The following is a 21,672-nucleotide window of genomic DNA, read 5'->3' on the forward strand; positions in this document are numbered from 1 at the left end:
CCTGCATTCATATTCACTGCTTCTTCCTTGGGGCACACTGATTACATGAGCAGTCAAGACCGCGCCGCCCTGAACGACCTCCTCCGCCTGCTGGACCCCGGCGGCCTGGAGGAGGCGGGCGCCCGCCTGCGCTGGACCTCCCCCACCGCCCTGGCCCTCATCCTGGCGCGCTGGACCAGCGGGGACGGGCGCCAGAAGACCCTTTGGGTGGACGCCCCCACCGAGCTGGAGGCCCAGGTCCTCGCCCACGACCTGGCCGTGGCGCTCCCCGATGCCCGGGTGGCCCACTTCCCGGGCTTCGCCCCCTTCGCGGGCGGCGAGTCCAGCCCCCCCTTCGTCGTCACCCGCGACCGCCTCGCCACCCTCATCGGCCTCCTGGAGCACCGGGTGCAGGTGCTGGTCACCGGGCCCCTGGCCGCCCTGGAGCGCCTGCCCCACCCCACCTGGTTCCAGCGCCAGAAGCTGGAGCTGGCCCAGGGCACCGAGGTGCCCCGCGAGCTCCTGCTGGAGACCCTGGTGGCCCTGGGCTACCGCCGCACCGAGCTGGCCGGGAGCCCCGGCGAGTTCAGCGCCCGGGGCCTGGTGGTGGACCTGTGGCCCGACCACCTGGACACGCCGCTGCGCCTGGAGTTCTTCGGGGACGAACTGGAGAAGCTGAGCCCCTTCGATCCGGACACCCAGCGCCGCAGCGGCGAGCTGCTCAAGGCCATCACGCTCTACCCCCGCTTCGAGGGCGAGCGCGGCGAAGGCGGCCCGCTGCTCGCGGCGGTGGCGAGCCGCGCGGGGCTCACGCCCGAGCCCGAGGACGACCTGGAATTCCGGCGCTCGCGCCTGGCGACCCACGGCCACTTCCCCGGCGAGGAGCTGTTCTACCCCATGCTCGCCCAGCCCAAGGGCCAGCTGGCGCACTGGGTTCCGCCCTGCCTGCGGGTGCGCCTGGAGCCCCAGTGGGAGGAGGCCGTGGCCGACCGGGAGCGGGCCCGCATCGGGGAGAGCCTCGCGGTGCTGCGCCGGGGCGGCGTGGTGTGCCCCGAGTTCGAGGACCGCTTCCTGGCGACGGATCCCAGCCGCACCACCCTCCTGCTCACCGAGTGGCAGAGCGAGGCCACCGTGCCCCTCCAGGCCACGCCCCCCCGGGACTACCACGGCCGTCTCGGGGATCTGGCCGAGCATCTCCAGGAGCTGGCCCTCTCCGGCCACCGGGTCTTTCTCGCCGGCTCCACCCCGGGCATGCGCGACCGGTTCGGTGAGATCCTCCAGGAGTACGAGCTGCCCGTCTCCTTCGGCACCCAGCCGGGGTGCCGCACCGTCCACCTGCCCCTGTCGGCGGGAAGCTTCCTGAAGGAGCCCCGGCTCCTGGTGCTCACGGAGCGCGAGGTCTTCGGCCGCAAGGCCCTGGCCGCGCCCCCCAAGCGGAGCCGCTCCGCGCCCTTCCTCTCGGACCTGCGGGACCTCAAGCCCGGGGACCGGGTTGTCCACCTGGACCACGGCATCGGCGAGTTCCTGGGCTTCGGCGCCCTGAACATCGGCGGGGAGGAGCAGGAGGTGGTCCAGCTCCGCTACGCCGACGGCGGCAAGCTCAACGTCAGCCTGGAACGGGCCGACCTCATCCAGCGCTTCGTCTCCCCCGACGGGGGCCTCGCTCCCCTGGACAAGCTGGGCGGCGCCTCCTGGGCCAAGGTCAAGCGCCGGGCCAAGAAGGCCATCCGCGACATGGCCGAGGAGCTGCTCAAGCTCTACGCCCAGCGCAAGCTCGAGGCGGGCCACGCCTACCCCCCGGACGGCCCCGAGATGGCGGAGTTCGAGGCCACCTTCCCCTTCGAGCCCACGCCCGACCAGATCGAGGCCACCGAGGCCATCAAGGCCGACCTGGAGCGGCCGGTGCCCATGGACCGCCTCCTGTGCGGCGACGTGGGCTTCGGCAAGACCGAGGTGGCCATGCGCGCGGCGGCCAAGGTGGCCCTGGACGGCCGGCAGGTGGCGGTGCTCTGCCCCACCACCATCCTGTGCTTCCAGCACTTCCGAACCTTCAAGGAGCGCTTCTCGGCCTTCCCCATCCGCATCGAGATGCTCAACCGCTTCGTGGACGCCGCCGAGGCCAAGGCCATCCTCCAGGACGTGGAGGCCGGCAAGGTGGAGATCGTCATCGGCACCCACCAGCTGCTGGGCGCCCGGGTGAAGTTCAGCGACCTGGGCCTGGTGGTCATCGACGAGGAGCAGCGCTTCGGCGTGAGCCACAAGGAGCGGCTCAAGAAGATGCGCGCCAACGTGGACGTCCTCGCCATGAGCGCCACCCCCATCCCCCGCACCCTCCACATGAGCCTCACGGGCCTGCGGGAGATGAGTCTCATCGAGACCCCGCCCAAGAACCGCCTGGCCATCGAGACCGTGGTGGCCCCCTGGTCGGACGAGCTCATCGCCACCGCCATCCAGTTCGAGCTGCGCCGGGGCGGCCAGGTGTACGTGGTGCACAACCGCGTGGAGTCCATCGTCACCGTGGCCGCGCGCATCCGGGAGCTGGTGCCCGACGCGCGGGTGGGCGTGGGCCACGCCCAGATGACCGACGACGCCCTGGAGGCCGCCATGCTGGGCTTCATGGAGGGCCGCATCGACGTGCTGGTGGCCACAACCATCGTGGAGAACGGCCTGGACGTGCCCAACGCCAACACGCTCATCGTGCACCGCGCCGACACCTTCGGCCTCTCCCAGCTCTACCAGCTGCGCGGCCGCGTGGGCCGCAGCGACGTGCCCGCCTACGCCTACCTCCTCATCCCCGGCAAGGGCGAGATCAGCGAGGACGCCCGCAAGCGCCTGCAGGCCCTGGAGGACTTCTCGGAACTGGGCTCGGGCTTCCGCGTGGCGGCCCAGGACCTGGAACTGCGCGGGGCCGGCAACATCCTGGGCGGGGAGCAGTCCGGCCACATCCACGACATCGGCTTCGAGCTCTACATCAAGCTGCTGGAGGAGACCCTCCAGGAGCTGCAGGGCCAGCCCAGCGGGACCTTCGAGGTGAAGATCGAACTGGGCGCCGCCCAGCTCTCCCGCCTGTGGGTGGACCAGGCCTCGGAGCGCCTCGTGGCCTACAAGCGGGCCTCCCGCCTTCGCACGGAACGCGACCTGGAGCTCTACCGCCTGGAGCTGGAGGACCGCTTCGGCCGGGTCCCCGAGAAGGACGAGGAGAGCGCGCGCTTCTTCGAGCTGCTGCGGGTGAAGATCCTCGCCCAGGCCCTGGCCGTGGGCGAGGTGTCGGCGGAGAAGGGCCGGCTCAAGCTGCGCCTGAGTCCCCAGACGCCGGTGGACCCCGGCAAGCTCATGGCCTGGGTGCGCCAGCAGAAGGGGGGCCAGTTCAACCCGGACGGGACGGTGTTCGTGGCCGCCCCGGCGCCCGGGGACGCCGCCGTCCGGCAGGCCCAGGAGATCCTGGCGGCCTGGGCGAAATTCTAAAGGTGGTAGGCGCCGCCCCGCTCTGACAAAATAAACCCTTTAGGAATAACCCATGCAAGAGATGGACAAGGCCTTCGATTTCAAGACCGCCCAACACCGCTGGTACGAGCAGTGGGAGACCTCCCGCATCTTCGAGGCCCAGCCCGACAGCGGCAAGAAGCCGTGGTCCATCGTCATCCCGCCCCCCAACATCACGGGCAACCTCCACATGGGCCACGCCCTGGTGTTCACCCTCCACGACATCCTCACCCGCTTCAAGCGGGCCCAGGGCTACGACGCCCTGTGGGTGCCCGGCGTCGACCACGCCGGCATCGCCACCCAGGTGGTGGTGGAGCGCCAGCTCAAGGAGTCCGAGGGCAAGAGCCGCCACGACGTGGGCCGGGAGGCCTTCCTGGAGCGCCTGTGGTCCTGGAAGGACGAGAACCAGGGCGCCATCGAGAACCAGCTGCGCCGGCTGGGGGCCTCGGTGGACTGGACCCGCAAGCGGTTCACCATGGACCCCGACCTCAACAAGGCCGTGCGCAAGGTCTTCGCCGCATCCTACAAGGCGGGCCGCATCTACAAGGGCCCCCGCATGATCCAGTGGGACCCCGCGAGCCAGACGGCGCTGTCCGACCTGGAGGTGAAGTACGTCGAGCGCCACGGCAAGCTCTGGCACCTCCGCTACCCCCTGGCCGACGGCAGCGGCTTCGTGGTCGTCGCCACCACCCGCCCGGAGACCATGCTGGGCGACACCGGCGTGGCCGTGCACCCCGAGGACGAGCGCTACGGGCACCTGGTCGGGAAGATGGTCAGGCTCCCCCTCACGGACCGGGAGATCCCCGTGGTGGCCGACACCTTCGTGGACCCCAAGTTCGGCACGGGCTGCGTGAAGCTCACCCCCGCCCACGACCCCAACGACAACGCCGCCGGCAAGCGCCTGGGCCTGGCCAGCATCACCGTCATCGGCTTCGACGCGAAGATGACCGCCGAGGCGGGCCCCGCCTACGCGGGCCTGGACCGCTTCGACTGCCGCAAGAAGGTCATCCACGACCTCGAGAAGCTCGGCCTCATGGACAAGATCGAGCCCTACACCCACCAGGTCTCCGTGAGCGACCGCAGCGGCGCCGTGCTGGAGCCCCTGGTGTCCGAGCAGTGGTTCATGAAAGTCGACGAGGCCGCCGCCAAGGCCCTTGCCTCCGTGCGCGACGGCCGCATCCGCTTCACCCCCGAGCGCTGGGCCGGGGTCTGGGAGCACTGGCTGGTGAACATCCAGGACTGGTGCATCTCCCGCCAGCTGTGGTGGGGCCACCGCATACCGGCCTGGACCTGCGACGCCTGCGGCCACCTCAACGTGGAGGAGGAGGCTCCCAAGGCCTGCGAGAAGTGCGGCTCCACGGCCCTCACCCAGGACCCCGACACCCTCGACACCTGGTTCTCCTCGGCGCTCTGGCCCTTCAGCGTCTTCGGCTGGCCCGACGAGACCGGGGACCTCAAGCGCTACTACCCCACCAGCGTGCTCATCACCGGCTACGACATCCTCTTCTTCTGGGTGGCGCGCATGGTCATGGCGGGCCTGACCTGGACGGACGAGGTGCCCTTCCGGGACGTCTACTTCAACGCCCTGGTGCGCGACGAGCACGGCGCCAAGATGTCCAAGTCCAAGGGCAACGTCATCGACCCCCTGCAGACCATGGACGACTACGGCACGGACGCCCTGCGCTATTCGCTGGCCGCCATGGCCGCGCCCGGCACCGACATCTCGCTTTCCGTCTCGCGCCTCGAGGCCAGCCGGAACTTCTGCAACAAGCTCTGGAACGCCGCGCGGTTCGTGCAGATGAACCTCACTCCGGACGTCACCCTCGACGTGAAGCCCGAACTGGGAGAGGCCGAGTACTGGATGATCCGGCGCCTGCGGGAAAGCCTGGAGCAGACCACGCGCGCCATCGAGGAGTTCCGCTTCCACGAGGCCGCCGAGACCCTCTACCACCTCGTCTGGGACGATTTCTGCGCCACCTACATCGAGCTGGCCAAGGTCACCCTCCAGAACGGCACCACGGCCCAGAAGGCCGCCATCCTGCACTTCCTGGACATCCTCCTGCGCGCCCTCCATCCCGTGGTGCCCTTCCTCACCGAGGAGATCCACGCGGCCGTCATGGACGGGCGCCTGCCCCAGGGCGAACCCGCGCTCCTGGCGGCCCGAAGCTGGCCCCTGGGCGACCCCCTCCTCCAGGCGGAGGGCGGCGATCCCGACCTGGTTCCCAGGTTCCAGGAGGTCCTCACCGCCTTCCTGCGGCTCAAGGCCGACAACGGCGTGGACCCGGCCAAGCGCGTGCCGGCCTTCTGCACCCTCAAGTCCCTGGAGCCCTTCACCGAGGGCCTCAAGAGCATCGCGCGCCTGGAGTCCGTGGCCTTCCCCGACGGCGACATCCACGCCCCCACCCGCGCCGTGGGCGTGGTCACGGGGGGCACCGTCGCCCTGGAGCTGGCCGGCCTCAAGGACCCCGCCGCCGAGAAGGCCAAGCTGGAGAAGGAGCGCGACAAGCTGGAGAAGGAGCTGGAGTCCTCCCTGGCCCGGCTCGCCGACGAATCCTTCGTCACCAAGGCTCCCGAGGCCGCCGTGGCGAAGATGCGCGCCGGCGCCGCGGAGAAGCAGGCCCGGCTGGCCAAGATCAGGGAACTGCTGGCGGTCTGATACCTGGATCAAGGACTTCTTTCATCCTTCTTCATCCCCGGCGAATTAAACGCTGAATTTGCCGGGGATGGATGGGGACGGACAGGGATGAAGAAGGATTAAGAAAAGCCCTGTCCGCCATCCACCGGGCCTTGGCTGGCGTTCGCCGATGGAGGACCGGTATTGGCGGAATTGCATGCCCAGGCCTTCCCCGCCGGCCTACTCTGGAAGGCCAAGGTGATCCCATGAGAATCCAAGTCCTCCCCCTCCTCCTTTGCGCGGCGCTTTCGGCGGCGCCGCCCTCCCGGACGGAAACCCGCACGGAGGCCCTGGCCATGGGCGCCAACCTGCGCATCACCCAGGGCGACGGCAAGGTGGAGATCAAGGGCTGGGACAAGCCCGAGGTGCAGCTGGTGGCGGAGTTCGTGCAGGGCAGCCACAGCGGCGAGGCGAAGCTGGAGGTGCGCCGCGTGGCCGACGGGCTCGAGATCGAGGTGGACCGGCACCGGAGGCGGCGGATCCGCATCCTGTTCTTCGGGCGCTTCCACGATCCCGTGGTCAACCTCACCCTCTTGGTGCCCCGGAAGCTCAACGTGGAGGTGCGCACGGTGGACGGGGCCATCGGCATCCAGGACCTGGAGGGCTACGCGGGGTGCCACAGCGTGGACGGCCCCATCCGGCTCCAGGACATCTCCGGCGAGGTGCACGCCAAGGCCGTGGACGGGGCCATCACGGCCCGGAACCTGAAGGCCCGCCTCAAGGGCGGCACCGTGGACGGCGACATCACCCTGAGCCAGGTGGAGGGCGGCGTGAACGTCCACACCGTGGACGGCTCCATCACCGCCGAGGGCCTGGACGGGTGGGGCGAGGGCCTCGCCTTCCGCACGGTGGACGGCGCCATCAAGGTCAAGCTGGGCAAGGCCACGGGCAACCTGGAGGCCAAGGCCGTGGACGGCCGGGTGCGCTCCGCCCTCCCCGGCGCCGTCTACGCCGGGAACAAGCGGAACCGCTTCACCTGCTCCATTCCCGGGCGCGACCAGAAGATCACCTTCCGCACGGTTGACGGGAACATCGACATCGAGTGATTGCCGACTACTGGACGGCTTCCACCTTGATGGCCAGTTCGCCGCCCTCCACGTCCAGGGTCGCCGCGTCGCCGGGCCGGATCCGGCCCTCCAGCAGCATCCGGGCCAGGTGGTTGACCACCACCTGCTGGATGAGGCGCTTCAGGGGCCGCGCGCCCATCTGGGGATCGTAGCCTTCCTTCGCCAGCCAGGCCAGCGCCTCTTCGGGCACTTCGAGGCGGATTCGCTTGTCCTGGAGCATGGCGACGACCCGGTTCATCTGGATGCGGGCCACGGCCTTCATGTCGTCCAGGCCCAGGGACCGGAAGGTCACCACCTCGTCCAGGCGGTTGAGGAACTCGGGCCGGAAGTGCAGCTTGAGCGCGGCCTGGATCTCCGTCCGCGCCTTGTCCACCTCGCCCCCGGCCTCGAAGATGGCCTGGCTCCCCACGTTCGTGGTCATGAGCACGACGGCGTTCCGGAAGTTCACGGTGCGGCCCTTGCCGTCGGTGAGGCGGCCGTCCTCCAGCACCTGCAGGAAGAGGTCGAAGGTTCGCGGGTGGGCCTTCTCCATCTCGTCCAGGAGGATGACGGCGTAGGGCTTCCGGCGCACGGCCTCGGTGAGGCGGCCGCCCTCCTCGTAGCCCACGTAGCCCGGGGCCGCGCCGATGAGGCGCGTGGCGTCGGCCTCGTGGGTGAACTCGCTCATGTCGATGCGCACCATGGCGTTCTCGTCGTCGAAGAGGAACTCCGCCAGGGCCCGGGCCACCTCGGTCTTGCCCACGCCCGTGGGGCCCAGGAAGAGGAAGGAGCCGATGGGGCGCTTGGGGTCCCCCAGCCCGGCGCGGTTTCGCCGCAGGGCCTCGCTGATGGCCTCCAGGGCCGGATCCTGGCCCACGACGCGCTCGCGCAGGCGCTCCTCCATGTGGAGGAGCTTCTGGATCTCGCCCTCCAGCAGGCGCGTGACGGGGACGCCGGTCCACTTGCTGACCACGGCGGCCACATCCTCCTCCCGCACCTCCTGGCGGAGCATGGCCCCCTCCACGTCCTCGGTGGCGGCCAGCTGCTTCTCCAGGGTGGGGATCTCGCCGTATTCGAGGCGCGAGGCCACTTCGTAGTCGCCCCGGGCCTTGGCGCGGTCCAGCTCGATGCGGAGGTCGTCCAGGCGCTTCTGGCGCCCGCGGTTCTCCTCGATGCGGCTCTTCTCCTGGTCCCACCGGGTGCGAAGGGAGCGCAGCTCCTCCGTGAGATCCGCCAGCTCCTTGTCCAGCTCCCCGAGCCGGGCGCGGCTGGCGCTGTCCTTCTCCTTGGCCAGGGCGTGGCGCTCCAGCTGGAGCTGCATCTCCCGCCGCTCGCGCATGTCGATCTCGATGGGGCGGGTGTCGATCTGCATGCGCACCAGGGAGGCCGCCTCGTCCACCAGGTCCACCGCCTTGTCGGGCAGGAAGCGGTCGGCGATGTAGCGCTGGCTGAGATGCGCCGCGGCCACCAGGGCGGCGTCGCGGATGCGCACACCGTGGTGCAGTTCGTAGCGCTCCTTGAGGCCGCGCAGGATGGAGATGGTGTCCTCCAGCGCCGGCTCGTCGACCATCACGGTCTGGAAGCGGCGCTCCAGGGCGGCGTCCTTCTCGATGCGCTTGCGGTACTCGTCCAGGGTGGTGGCGCCGATGCAGCGCAGCTCGCCCCGGGCCAGGGCCGGCTTTAGCAGGTTGGCGGCGTCCATGCCGCCTTCCGCTGAGCCCGCCCCCACGAGCAGGTGCATCTCGTCGATGAAAAGGATGATCTCGCCCGCGCTGTTCTGGATCTCCTGCACGACCCCCTTCAGCCGCTCCTCGAACTGGCCCCGGTACTGGGTTCCCGCCACCAGGGCGCCCATGTCCAGGGACATGAGCCGCATGCCCTTGAGGCTCTCCGGCACGTCGTTCTTGGCGATGCGCTGGGCCAGGCCCTCGACGATGGCGGTCTTGCCCACGCCGGGCTCCCCGATGAGCACGGGGTTGTTCTTGGTGCGCCGGCTCAGCACCTGCATGACCCGGCGGATCTCCTCGTCCCGGCCGATGACCGGATCCAGCTTGCCGGCCTGGGCCAGGGCCGTGAGGTCCTTGGCGTACTTCTCCAGGGCCGCGAACTTCTCCTCGGCGTGCTCGTCCTCCACCCGGGCGCCCTTGCGGGACTCCCTTATGGCGGCCTCGATCCTCTGCCGGTCCAGTCCGAAGGACGCGAGGATCTTCTTGGCCTCGGTGCCCGCGTTGGTGAAGGCCAGGAGCATGGCGTCCGTGGCCAGGAACCGGTCCCCCAGGCCCCTGCCGGTGTCGCTGCTCACCTCCAGGAGGTGGCGCAGGGAGGGACCCGCCTGGGGCTCGGAGCCCCCGATGGCCTTGGGCAGCCCGCCGAGGGCCTCGTTGGCGGCGTCCACCAGTCCGTTCATGGCCTCGGGGCTGACCCCGGCCTTTTCCAGGATGGGCCGCAGGCCCCGCTCCGGCACCAGGATGGACGCGAACAGATGCTGCGGCAGGATCTCCGGATGCTGCCCGGCCACCGCGAGATCCCTCGCGGCGACCAGGGCTTCGTTGGCTTTCTGGGTGAACGGCAGCATGGCCATGGATTGCCTCCAGGGTCCAAGGTAGGGCAATATTGACTGAAGTCAACTAAGATTTTATGCGTCAAGATTGTAATGGTGGATAATTTATTAAAAATTTATTTCGAATGCAGGAACCGGGGCCCCGAACCGTGCACTCATGGTCAGCATTTCATGGAGACATGCCCATGCCCAGGCTTTCAGACTCTTCCTTTGCGATGATCCTTCCATTCTCAAGCCTCCTCCTGATGCTGCCTGGCTGCGGAGGGGGCGGTTCCGCCAGACCGGCCTCCGCCCCGGAGATCACCGCCATCACCCCCGCCTCGGGCGTCCCCGGGGCCGAGGTGGTCCTGGAGGGACGCGCCCTCGCCGGGCCCACCCGCCTCACGTTCGCGGGGCGGGACCTCCCCGCGGGGCGTTTCGACGCGGACGGGGACTCCCGGATCCGGGTGCGCATTCCCGACGACGCCCAGGACGGGGGCGTCATCGCCGTCTCCACGGCGGCGGGCACGGCCCAGGCGCCGGCCTTCACCCTTTTGCCCTCCCGCCGCGCGGCCTTTCCCAAGGCCCTGGAAAAGATCACCGGCACGTACGACTCGGGAACCTGGGTGAACTTCCCCGCGGGGGGGCGTTCGGCCATCTACAACCTTCTGGAGCCCACGGCGCCTGTCTTCCACGCCTACCACCCCGGCGGGGAGGACGGCACCGGCAGCGGCAACCGCCCGGGCCACCTCTTCACCCGGTATTCCCTGAACCTGAAGCTGCCGGCCCCCTTCCAGGAAGCGCTGCCCGCCTCCGTGAAGGCGGGAATCGCCGACGCCGGGCTCAATCCCGCCGACGTTGACATCCTGTGCGCCAGCCAGGACTACCAGTACGACGGCGTGACCCCGGACCTGGGGATCTACCTCTTCCGCCCCCACTACTGGACGGACCCCGGCGCGCCGGCCACGGGCAAGTATGTCCAGCCCCACACCCTCACCGCCGGGATCTTCGAAGCGGACGCCGGCGTCACCATCGACGGCCACGCCCCGGGCGTGATGTTCCCCTTCGGCATCCTGACCCACGGGGACCAGGACCCGCTCACGAAGGAACCTCTCGACAGCCAGATCCTGGTTTCCGGCAACACCCAGCCCATGGCGGGGTTCGACACCGGCGCGAGCACCGGCCTGTGGAGCCTGACCCGGGAGGGGACCCGGGCCGCCGCCACGCTGCACCTCCTGTTCAACGACGGCGACCAGGCCGCTCTGGACGGCATCACCGCCGCCTCGGGGACCCTCCAGGACCTGGTCACGGCCATGGACAAGGCCGTGGGCGCCTCGCGCGGCACCCGGATGCTCAAGGCGCTGTTCCGGCCCATGGCCTCGGCGGCCACCCGGTCCGGCGCCACCGTGACCCTTGCCGGCACCTGCCTCGGAGGCGCCACGGCCGTCCTCCTGGACGGCAAGCCCGTCGCCGGCCTCAAGGCCCTCAGCGACGCCGTCGTGAGGGTGGACCTGCCCGCGGGGACCACCGGGAAGCTCCAGGTCGTGACCCCCCTGGGGACCAGCGACCCGGTCCAGCTCGACTGAAGGCCGCCCGTACGCGACGATCGCCGGCCCCGGGCCGGCGATCGTGTTCAAGGGCCTTCTTCTACCGTTCGGGAGCCAGCCCCAGGCTCTCCGGGGACCGCCACAGGGAGCTCAGCAGCAGCTGGCGCATGTGGAAGAACTCCTTGGGAAGCTTGTCGTAGAGCTTCTCGAAGAGCTCCTCGTGCAGCAGGATCTCGTGGCGCCACTCGTCGCGGCGGATGGCCATGGCGGCGCGGAAGCCCTCCTCGCCGAAGTTCTCGAGACCCTCCAGGTGCAGGTCCTCGTACCGGGGCACCCAGCCCAGGGGGCTCTCGGCGGCGTAGGCCCGGCCGTGGACGCGCTCGACGATCCAGCTCAGGATGCGCATGTTCTCCGAGTAGCCGGGCCACACGAACTTGCCGTCGGCGTCCTTGCGGAACCAGTTCACGCAGAAGATGCGGGGCGGGTTCTTGATGTCGCGGCCCATCTGGAGCCAGTGGTTGAAGTAGTCGCCCATGTGGTAGCCGCAGAAGGGCAGCATGGCGAACGGGTCGCGGCGCACCTCGCCGATGTTGCCCGCGGCGGCGGCGGTCATCTCGCTGCCGATGGTGGCGGCGGTGTAGACGCCGAAGTTCCAGTTCACCGACTGCACCACGAGGGGCACGGTGGTGGCGCGGCGGCCCCCGAAGATGAAGGCGCTGATGGGCACGCCGTTGGGGTTCTCCCATTCGGGGTCGATGCTCGGGCACTGGCTGGCGGGGGCGGTGAAGCGGCTGTTGGGGTGCGCCGCCTTGCGGCCGCAGCCGGGGGTCCAGGGCTGGCCCTGCCAGTCGGTGAGCTTCTCGGGGACCTCGTCGGTCATCCCTTCCCACCACACGTCGCCGTCGGGGGTCAGGGCCACGTTGGTGAAGATGGTGTTCTCGGTCATGGAGAGCATGGCGTTGAGGTTGGACTTCATGCCGGTGCCGGGGGCCACGCCGAAGAATCCCGCTTCCGGGTTGATGGCGTAGAGCCTGCCGTCGGGCCCGGGCTTGATCCAGGCGATGTCGTCGCCCACGGTGGTGACCTTGTGGCCCGCGAACTGGTCGGGCACCTGGAGCATGGCGAAGTTGGTCTTGCCGCAGGCGCTGGGGAAGGCGGCGGCAACGTAGGTCTTCTCGCCGCCGGGCTTCTCGACGCCCAGGATGAGCATGTGCTCGGCGAGCCAGCCCTCGTCCCGCGCCATGCAGCTGGCGATGCGCAGGGCGAAGCACTTCTTCCCCAGCAGGGCGTTGCCGCCGTAGCCGGAGCCGAAGGACCAGATGGCGCGCTCCTCGGGGAAGTGCACGATGTACTTGTTGTCCTTGTTGCAGGGCCAGGAAACGTCCTTCTGGCCCGGCTCGAGGGGGGCGCCCACGGAGTGCAGGCAGGGCACGAACTCGCCCTTGCCCATGACGTCCCAGACCTTGGCGCCCATGCGGGTCATGATCCGCATGTTCACGGCCACGTAGGCCGAGTCGGTGAGCTCGATGCCGATGTGGGCGATGCGCGACCCCAGGGGGCCCATGCTGAAGGGAATCACGTAGAGGGTCCGGCCCTTCATGCAGCCGCTGAACAGGCCCTTGAGCTTTTCCTTCATGACCTTGGGGGCGACCCAGTTGTTGTTGGGGCCGGCATCCTGCTTGCGCACGGAGCAGATGAAGGTGCGGTCCTCCACCCGCGCCACGTCGCTGGGGTCCGAGAGGGCCAGGTAGCTGTTGGGGCGCTTGGCGGGGTTCAGCTTCTGGAAGGTCCCGCCTTCCACGAGCCGTCCGCACAGGGCGTCGTACTCCTCCTGGGAACCGTCGCACCAGTGGATCCGGTCGGGCTGGCAAAGGTCGGCGACCTCCTGGATCCAGGCGATGGCCTTCTTGTTGTGCACATAGTCAGGGACGTTCAGCACGGCGCTCATATGCCAGTCTCCAATAGCATGTCCCAGGAATGCCGGAAAGGCCCGCTATTCCCTCAAACAGCTGATTGAAATCAGTCTAGACATCGGGTTTTCCCCCCGCAATGCGGAAGAAGGCTCCAATATGCCGCATCCGCCGCTTCTTGGTATGCTGGAATCGTACCAACCCCTTGTCCCATGGGCTTCTTGGCCCCGATCCAGGCCTGTGTGACTTAAATCATTCTCCATCGGGGACCGGCGGGCGGATCATAACCCTCTGTCATCCGGAAGAAACCAACCAGGAGAGGCCCGTGTCCATCCATCCCGAAGCCCAGGATCGCAACGATCGCCTCAAGGCCATCAATCCGGCCATCGCCGGGGCCCTTTCCCCCCTGGGGCAGCGCTCCTTCTTCCCCAAGGGGATCCCCTACCAGGCCGGCCAGAGCAAGGGCTGCGCCATCAACGCGACCATCGGCCAGATCACCGACGGCGCCGGCAACCCGCTCCCCCTGGCCCCCATGGCCGAGAAGCTCGCGGGCCTGAACCCCAAGGACGCCTTCCTGTACTCCCCCATCCAGGGCCGCGAGCCCGCCCGCAAGGCCTGGCACGACAAGCTGGTGAAGGAGGACGCGCGCATGGAGGCCGTGGGCCTGCCGGTGGTGAGCGCCGGCATCTGCCACGCGCTGACCATGGGCGCCGAGCTCTTCTTCGGCAAGGGCGACACCCTGGTGCTGGCCGACCTCTACTGGGACAACTACGAGCAGATCTTCAACATCCGCCTGGAAGGCGACTTCAGGCGGTTCCCCTTCTACAACGCGGCCATGGGCTTCAACGTCGAAGGCCTGCGCGACTGCATCGCCGGGATCCAGGGCAAGGTCCAGGTGCTCCTCAACTTCCCCAGCAATCCCAGCGGCTACAGCCCCACGCCCCTGGAGATGAAGGCCATCGCGGACGTCCTGGTGGACGCCGCGAAGGACCGCACGGTGGTGGTGTACTGCGACGACGCCTACCACGGCCTGGTGTTCGACGAGAAGGCCACCAGCAAGAGCCTCTTCTTCGAACTCATCGGCCGCAGCCCCAACCTCATCCCCCTGAAGTGCGACGGCGTCACCAAGGAGCTCAGCTTCTTCGGCGGTCGCGTGGGCTTCCTGTCCTTCGGCGTGGACAAGGCGTCCGCCGCCATCCTCGTGGACAAGTGCATGGGCCTGATCCGCTCGGGCATCGGCAGCCCCGTGGCCATCAGCCAGTACCTCATGGAGCTGGAGCTGGCCGACGCGCGCCACGAGGGCGAGTTCGAGAAGATGCGCCAGGTGCTGGGCCGGCGCTACGAGGTCCTGCGCAAGGCCCTGGACAAGCCCGTGCCGCACTGGACCGTCTACCCCTTCAACGCCGGGTGCTTCTGCCTCCTGGAGCTGCGCCCGGGCCTGGACGCCGACGCCATCCGCCAGAAGCTCATCGCCGAGGAGAGCGTGGGCGTGGTGAGCCACAGCGACAAGTACATCCGCCTGGCCTTCTGCTCCATGAAGGAGGAGGCCATCCAGCCCCTCATCGACGCCCTCGAGCGGGTCTGCGCCAGAAACTAGACATTACCCCCACCCAGGGGCGACCCTGAAGCGATGAATCCCTGGCGCGGCCTCCAAGGCCTTCCCCGCGGCATGTGGGTGCTGGCCCTCAGCACCCTCGTGAACCGCATGGGCACCATGGTGGTGTTCTTCCTGGCCCTGTACCTGGTGCGGGGCCGGGGCTGGACGGAGGCCCAGGCCGCCACGGCCCTGGCCCTCTACGGCCTGGGGGCCCTGGCGGCGAGCCCCTTCAGCGGGTGGTTCTCGGACCGCTTCGGCCACCGGTTCACCCTGGCCCTCAGCCTGGGCCTGTCCGCGGCCCTCCTGCTGCTGCTCCCCTACGTCCCCGCCCGGGGGCTGATGCTGGCCGCCATCGCCCTGTGGTCCGCGGCGACCCAGGCCTACTACCCGGCCTCCATGGCCCTCATCACGGACCTGGTGCCGCCCTCCAGCCGCAAGCAGGCCTTCGTGCTCCACCGGCTGGCCTCCAACCTGGGCATCTCCGTGGGGCCGGCCCTGGGCGGCTTCATCGCCCATTCCTCCTTCACGGCCCTCTTCTGGATCGACGGCCTCACGACGGCCCTGGGGCTGGCCGTGGTCCTGGCCTTCGTGCCCTCCCCGCCCCCCGAGCCCGCCCCCGCCCTGCCCAGCCTCTCGGCCTGGCGGGACCGGCGCCTGCTCTGGCTCCTCGCGGCCCTGCTGCCCGCCACGGCCGTCTTCACGCAGATCCACGGCGCCCTGCCCCTGTGGGTGGTCCAGGGCCTCGGCCACGGCACCCAGGTGTTCGGCCTGCTCTTCACCCTGAATACCGTGCTCATCCTCCTGCTGGAGGTGGCCGTCAACCATCGGCTGGCCCACTGGACCCACGGAAGGCAGCTGGCCCTGGGGGCCGGCCTCATCACCCTGGGCTTCGGCTCCCTGGCGCTGATGCGCCCCCTGCCCCTCCTGGTCCTGGCCACGGTGGCCTGGAGCCTGGGGGAGATGGTCTTCCTCCCGGCCTCCACCGACGCGGTGGCGGCCATGGCGCCGCCGGACCGCAGGGGGCAGTACCTGGGCCTCTACAGCCTCGTGTGGACCGTGGCCCTGACCGTGGGGCCCTGGCTGGGCCTGGTGGCCTACGGCTGGGGCGGCCCCTGGGCCGTGTGGGGCGGCTGCGGCCTCGTGGGGCTGGTCTCGGTGGCCATGGCCTTCCGGACGTCCTGAAGGCCCATCCCCGCTATCCTGGATGTTTCGAGGTCCTCCGGATGTCCACCCCCATGCTCACGCAGGTCGCGGCCCTCAAGCGCGAGGCCGGCGACGCGATCCTCTTCACCCGCATGGGCGACTTCTACGAGCTGCACGGGGAGGACGCCGTCAAGGCGGCGCCGGTCATGGAGATCGCCCTGACCCTCAGGGGCCGGGGGACGGAATTCGAGACGCCCATGTGCGGCGTGCCCCACTTCGCCCTGGAGAGCTACCTGCCCAAGCTCCTGGCCGCGGGCTACTCCGCTGCCATCGCCGACCCCACCGCCAGGCCCGAGGACGTCAAGGGCCTCCTGCCCCGGGCCATCACCCGCATCATCACCCCCGGCACCTGGCTGGACGACGACGGCCGGTGGCTGGCGGCGGCGCACCGGGTGGGGGAGAGCTGGGGCATCGCCCTGCTGCAGCTGGCCTCGGGCCAGCTGCGGGTCATCCCCGGCGAGGGCCTGCCGTTCCTGGCCTCCACCCTGGAGCGCCTGGGCCCCCAGGAGCTCATCCTCGCGGAGAACACCCCCGACCCCTTCGAGCTGGAGGCCGCCCGGGTGCGGCTTCCCGTGTGGCGCTTCGAGGCCTCCCGCGCCCGCACGCAGATACTGGCCTTCTTCGGCTGGACCCACCTGGAGGGCGTCGGCCTCGACCCCTACCCGGCGGCCATCGGCGCCCTGGGGGCGCTCCTGGACCAGGTGGAGGCCACCCAGAAGGGCCGCCCCGCCCACATCCAGGGGGTGAGCCTGGAGCTTGGCGCCGCCGGGCCCCTCCTGGACGCCACGTCCTCCCGCCACCTGGAGGTCCTGGCCAACACCCTCGACGGGTCCCGGGCCGGCAGCCTCCTGGAGCTCATGGACCAGTGCCGTTCCCGCCTCGGGTCGCGCCTCCTGCGGGCCTGGCTGGACCAGCCCCTGCGGGACCGGGCCGGCCTGGAGCTGCGCTGGCGCCAGGTGGCGTGGTTCACCGAGGACCGGCACCGGGAGCCCATCCAGAAGGTGCTGGGCTCGGTGCCGGACCTGGACCGCATCCTGGGCCGCGTGGCCCTGGGGCTGGCCACCCCGCCCGAACTGGCCCAGCTCCGGGACGGCCTCGCCCGGGCGGGCAAGCTCCCCGAGCTCATCCGGGAAGGGGGCTGGTTCCAGGAATCCCAGGAGCTGGACGTGTGGCCCGGGGACACCCCCACCTGCGATGCCCTCGTGGCCGAACTCCGCCGCTGCCTCGCCGAGGCCCCGCCCCTGGAGCTGGAGAAGGGCGGCACCATCCTGGACGGGGTCGACCCGGAGCTGGACGCCGTGCGCCGCCTGGCCCGGGACGCCAAGCAGGTGATGCTCGAGCTGGAGGAGGAGGAGCGCGCGGCTTCCGGCATCAACAGCCTCAAGATCAAGTACAACCGGGTCTTCGGCTACTACTTCGAGATCACGAAGTCCAACCTCGCCGCCGCCCCCGCCCACTTCATCCGCAAGCAGACCCTGGCCAACGCCGAGCGCTTCACCACCGAAAAGCTCATGGCCTTCGAGCAGCGGCTGCTCTCGGCCGAGTCGGACCTCCTGCGCCTGGAGGAGACGCAGTTCAGGCGGCTCCTGGCACGGGTCCTGGAGGACCGCGCCGGCCTCACGCAGCTCGCCCGGGCCGTGGCCAAGGTGGACGTGCTCTGCGCCTTCGCCGAGCGCGCGCGGCTTTCGGGCTGGACCCGTCCCGAGGTGAGCGAGGAGCGCGAGCTGATCCTGGCCGGCGCCCGCCACCCCATGCTGGAGGCCCGCCTGGGCCGCGAGTGCATCCCCAACGACCTGCGCCTTCCCGCCAGCCGCTCCATGGCGGTGGTCACCGGCCCCAACATGGGCGGCAAGTCCACCTTCCTGCGCACCGCGGCCCTGCTGGCGGTGCTGGCCCAGGTGGGTTCCTTCGTGCCCGCCGAGCTCATGCGCTTCTCCCTGGTGGACCGCATCTTCACCCGCATCGGGGCATCCGACTTCCTGGCCAAGGGCCAGTCCACCTTCATGGTGGAGATGACGGAAACCGCCCGGATCCTCAACCAGGTCACCCCCGCCAGCCTCGTCATCCTGGACGAGATCGGGCGGGGCACCAGCACCCGGGACGGCCTGGCCCTGGCCGAGGCCATCGCCCTGCACCTGCGCGACCTCAAGGGCGGCGAGCCCCGGACGCTCTTCGCCACCCACTACTTCGAGCTCACCAAGCTCGCCGACGACACCCGCATCCAGAACCTCCACGTGGAGGTCCAGGAGTGGGAGGAGCACCTGCTCTTCCTCCACCGCATCGCCGAGGGTCCCGCGGACCGCAGCTACGGCATCCAGGTGGCGCGCCTGGCGGGCCTGCCCCGTTCCGTCATCTCCGCCGCCCAGCGGATCCTGGCGGAAACGCCCGAGAAGCCCCTGGAGGAGAAGCGCCCCAGGACCCACCGGCAGGGCCCGGTGCAGCCGCTGCTGCCGCTCTTCGAGGCCGAGCCGGACCCGCTGCGGGAGGAACTGGACGCCCTGGACCTGAACCGCATGACGCCCCTGGAGGTCATGGCCTGGGTGGCGGCGCGGCAGAAATCCTAGAGGCTAGGCGAATACCTCCCCCGTCGCCGGCGGCCGCTTCAGCCCCTCCGGCTTGTTCGTGACCACCTCGATGGCCCCCTCCCGGTCCAGCTCCATCAGCTCCCAGGGCAGGCGCGGGCCGTGGGCGGCGCGATCCAGGCCTTCGCGGGCCTCGGCGCCGGCCCAGGCGTCGCGGCCGGCGCGCTTGGCCAGGTAGAGGCAGGCGTCGGCGATCTCGACCACCTTCTCCCAGCCCAGCCACGTGGTGTCCTGCAGGCAGAAGGGGTAGGCCGCGTAGCCCACCGAGCAGGTCCACCGGACCTCCTCGCCGGTCTCCAGAACCAGCTTCTGCTCGGCCATGAGGCTGCGGATGCGCTCGGCCAGGATGGGGGCCTCGGCCCGGGTGGAGTTGCGGGCCAGCACCAGGAACTCCTCGCCGCCCCACCGGATGACGCCGTCGGTTTCGCGGGCGGCCCTGCGCAGCACCTGGGCCACCATCGCCAGCACCTGGTCCCCCACGTGGTGCCCGAAGGTGTCGTTGACCACCTTGAAGTGGTCCAGGTCGACCATGAGGAAGAGGAGGTCGTTGTTGGGCAGGGCCTGGCCCGGCGTCCAGTCCCGGTAGGAGCGCTGCACCTTGGCCGTGTCGTCGTCCACCACCACGGAGAGGAAGCGCCGGTTGTGGAGCCCGGTGAGGGGGTCGGAGAGGCTCTGGGCCTTCAGGGCGAGGTTGGCCTTCTCCAGGGCGTGGTTGGCCTTGAGGAGGTCGCCCGTGGCCTTGTCCACCATGGCCCCCAGGCGCTCCTTCTGGCGCGCCAGGGTGCGGAAGCGCCAGTTCATCACGACGCTCACGATCCCCATGGCCGCCAGGATCTCCAGGGAGAGGAACCACCAGGTGCGCCACCAGGGCGGCAGCACCTCGAAGGCGTAGCTGGCGGAAGGGCCGAAGGCCATGCCCGGATAGGCGGCCCGGACCTCGAAGGTGTAGGTTCCGCCCGGGAGTGCCGCGTACCGGGCCTGGGGCACATCCGTGGACCGCCAGTCGTCCTCCAGGCCGGCCAGGCGCACCTGGTAGAGCACGGCCTTCTCGTTCACGAAGGTCGGGGAGGCGAAGCGGAACTCCAGCGTCGCGTCCGCGTGGCCCACGGGCCCCAGGTCCGCGTAGGGGGGCCGGAGTTCCTCCCGGCCGCGGGTGATCTGGGTGATGGCCGTGACCAGGGGCGCCAGGTCCCGGGGCCTGTTCCCGGCGATGACGTGGGAGAGGCCGGTGGTGGTGCCGACCCACACGTCCTGGTTGCCGTCCACCAGGATGGCGTTCTGGCTGCAGTCGTCGCCGGCGAGGCCGCCGCCGCGGCCGAGGTGGGCGGAAGCCGCCCCCAGCACCGATTCCAGGCCCCGGTCGGTACCCAGCCAGAGCCGGCCCTGGGCGTCCACGGCCCCGGCGTAGGCCACGTTGGATCCCAGCCGGTTTGTGGTGTCCAGGCTCTCGAGCACGCGGATGGAACCGTTCGCGTAGGCCACCCGGGACACCCCGCGGGGCTCCCGGTAGAGGACCCACGCGGTGCCGTCGCTGGCCAGCGCGATGCCGTTGAGCGGGTCGACCTTGAGGCCGTGGGCGCGGCCGAAGCGGTGCCAGCCCGAGTCGTCGTGGATGACCAGGCCGGCGCTGGTGGCGCCCCAGATGCGGCCCTCCCCGTCCTCCACGAGGTGCCAGGGGGTGAAGTCCGGCACCCCGGCCTGGGCCGGACCGTAGTCCAGCCGGAAGGTCCGCTGGCGGGAATCGATGCGGAAGACGCCCCGGCTGGGGTCGGCCACCCAGATGACCCCGTCCCGGCCGCAGGCCACCGACTGCGAGCGCTCCGGGTGGGCGAGCCCCTCGGCCCGCAGGCCCCGCAGGAACGTCTCGGTGGCGGCGCCGCCGCGGGTCTCCAGGGTGCGCAGGGGGGCGTTGGTGGACCCGATGAGGAGCGCTCCCGAGTCGCCCTGGACGAGGCTCGTGACGCTGAGCCCTTCCGTGCCCGGCACGCGGGACCAGCCCCGCTCGCCGAGCAGCGCCAGGCCTTCGCTGGTGCCCGCGAAGAGCCGGCCCGAACGGTCCCGGAACACGTTCCACACCAGATCCGAGGGCAGCCCGTCCTCGACCGTGAAGGTGCGGACGTAGCCCCTTCCCAGCTGCCGGTACAGGGTGGGTCCCACGACCCACAGGTTGCCTTCCCGGTCCCGCAGGGAGGAGACCGTCCACTTGCAGGGAAGCCCCGCGGCCTGGTCGATGACCTCGTGGTCGTCGCCCTTCAGGCGCAGCAGACCGGAATTGGTGGGGATGCCCACGCTCCCGTCCGTCTCCCGGTTGATGGTGCAGGATGCGAAGGGCGGGGCGGGGAGCCAGGAGGAGGCATCCCGGAAGGCGGCCTCGCCAGGGTCCTGGTAGCGCAGGAGGCGGCGCCCCACCACCCACAGCCGGCCCTCGCCGTCCACCGCCAGGGTCTCGATGCCGTCGGCGGGCAGACCGTCCTCGGTGGTGTAGTGAACCCAGGTGGTGTCCTTGCGACGTTCCCACACCTGCCCGCCCACAACCGCGAAAACCGACCGGGTCGCAGCCCGGCAGGCCAGGCCCCGGCCCTGGCCGGAGGGCACGTCGGCCACCCGTTCCATGCCATCCCCACCCGTCCGGTACAACCCGTCCATCCCCAGGGCCCACAGGGCGCCGTCGCCGTCCAGGTCCACGGCCGAGCCCCGGATGGGACGGAAGGGCCGCCCCTGGAAAAGCACCGGCGTGAACACGCCCCTGTGGTACTTCACCAGCCCGCCCTCGGTGATCACCCAGATTCCCCCGCCCCGCCGCCGCAGGACCCGGCTCACGGTGGTGGCCGCAAGCCCGTCGGCGGCGGTCCACTTGCGGAAATGCACGCCGTCGTAGCGCACCAGGCCCGAATCCCCCCCGATCCAGATGAAGCCCTCGGAATCCTGGGTGATGCAGGTGAGCCCGGGCTCCACGAAGCCCTGCTCGGGGCCGTAGGTCCTGAACAGGTAACGTCCCGCCGGTTCGGCCTGGGCGAACCACAGGGCGAGGAAAAGGACGGCTAGGGCTCGGATCGATGGCATTCGGGATTCCGTCTTCCGGACGCGCAGGTGCGGCATCCCCAAGGTGGAG

At 70.1% G+C, this 21,672-nt stretch carries 10 protein-coding genes; 7 read left to right on the forward strand and 3 right to left on the reverse strand.

All coding sequences use genetic code 11. The features are described 5' to 3' along the window. The first annotated feature begins 45 nt into the window (after window positions 1–45). From mfd to ACZ5MC_RS20110, 3 genes are all read left to right on the forward strand, one after another. A complete protein-coding gene (mfd, locus tag ACZ5MC_RS20100) occupies window positions 46–3,444 on the forward strand; it encodes a transcription-repair coupling factor (RefSeq protein ID WP_306602273.1) in 3,399 nt (1,132 codons plus the stop codon). A gap of 52 nt (window positions 3,445–3,496) precedes the next feature. After that, window positions 3,497–6,118 carry a valine--tRNA ligase gene (locus tag ACZ5MC_RS20105; protein ID WP_306602274.1) on the forward strand — a complete coding sequence of 874 codons (2,622 nt, stop codon included), beginning with the start codon at window positions 3,497–3,499 and terminating at the stop codon, window positions 6,116–6,118. 224 nt (window positions 6,119–6,342) lie between these two features. Continuing rightward, the gene (locus ACZ5MC_RS20110; protein ID WP_464516623.1) at window positions 6,343–7,182 is read left to right on the forward strand and encodes a DUF4097 family beta strand repeat-containing protein; all 840 of its coding nucleotides are present in this window, start codon (window positions 6,343–6,345) and stop codon (window positions 7,180–7,182) included. Between the two features lie 7 nt (window positions 7,183–7,189). Here ACZ5MC_RS20110 and ACZ5MC_RS20115 read toward each other — a convergent pair whose 3' ends face one another. Beyond that, on the reverse strand, window positions 7,190–9,763 hold the full coding sequence (locus ACZ5MC_RS20115) for an ATP-dependent Clp protease ATP-binding subunit (RefSeq protein ID WP_464516624.1): 2,574 nt from the start codon (window positions 9,761–9,763) through the stop codon (window positions 7,190–7,192). Window positions 9,764–9,927: 164 nt separating this feature from the next. Between ACZ5MC_RS20115 and ACZ5MC_RS20120 the strand changes: the two genes are divergently transcribed. Continuing rightward, window positions 9,928–11,307 carry a hypothetical protein gene (locus ACZ5MC_RS20120; protein WP_464516625.1) on the forward strand — a complete coding sequence of 460 codons (1,380 nt, stop codon included), beginning with the start codon at window positions 9,928–9,930 and terminating at the stop codon, window positions 11,305–11,307. Window positions 11,308–11,368: 61 nt separating this feature from the next. Here the strand turns inward: ACZ5MC_RS20120 and ACZ5MC_RS20125 are convergent, their stop codons facing one another. Next, complete coding sequence (locus ACZ5MC_RS20125) at window positions 11,369–13,216, reverse strand: phosphoenolpyruvate carboxykinase (GTP) (protein WP_464516626.1); 1,848 nt, start codon at window positions 13,214–13,216, stop codon at window positions 11,369–11,371. Between the two features lie 287 nt (window positions 13,217–13,503). Here ACZ5MC_RS20125 and ACZ5MC_RS20130 point away from each other — a divergent pair, with 287 nt between their 5' ends. From ACZ5MC_RS20130 to mutS, 3 genes are read left to right on the forward strand one after another with little or no spacing between them, the layout of a single operon-like run. After that, complete coding sequence (locus tag ACZ5MC_RS20130) at window positions 13,504–14,775, forward strand: aminotransferase class I/II-fold pyridoxal phosphate-dependent enzyme (RefSeq protein WP_464516627.1); 1,272 nt, start codon at window positions 13,504–13,506, stop codon at window positions 14,773–14,775. A gap of 33 nt (window positions 14,776–14,808) precedes the next feature. Beyond that, the gene (locus ACZ5MC_RS20135) at window positions 14,809–15,957 is read left to right on the forward strand and encodes an MFS transporter (protein ID WP_306597688.1); all 1,149 of its coding nucleotides are present in this window, start codon (window positions 14,809–14,811) and stop codon (window positions 15,955–15,957) included. Window positions 15,958–16,010: 53 nt separating this feature from the next. After that, window positions 16,011–18,542, forward strand: coding sequence for a DNA mismatch repair protein MutS (gene mutS / locus ACZ5MC_RS20140; RefSeq protein WP_464516628.1), 2,532 nt, complete (start codon window positions 16,011–16,013; stop codon window positions 18,540–18,542). 3 nt (window positions 18,543–18,545) lie between these two features. Here mutS and ACZ5MC_RS20145 read toward each other — a convergent pair whose 3' ends face one another. Further along, window positions 18,546–21,623, reverse strand: coding sequence for a diguanylate cyclase (locus ACZ5MC_RS20145; RefSeq protein WP_464516629.1), 3,078 nt, complete (start codon window positions 21,621–21,623; stop codon window positions 18,546–18,548). Window positions 21,624–21,672 lie beyond the last annotated feature (49 nt).

The organism is Mesoterricola sp. JemC181 (assembly GCF_055384585.1).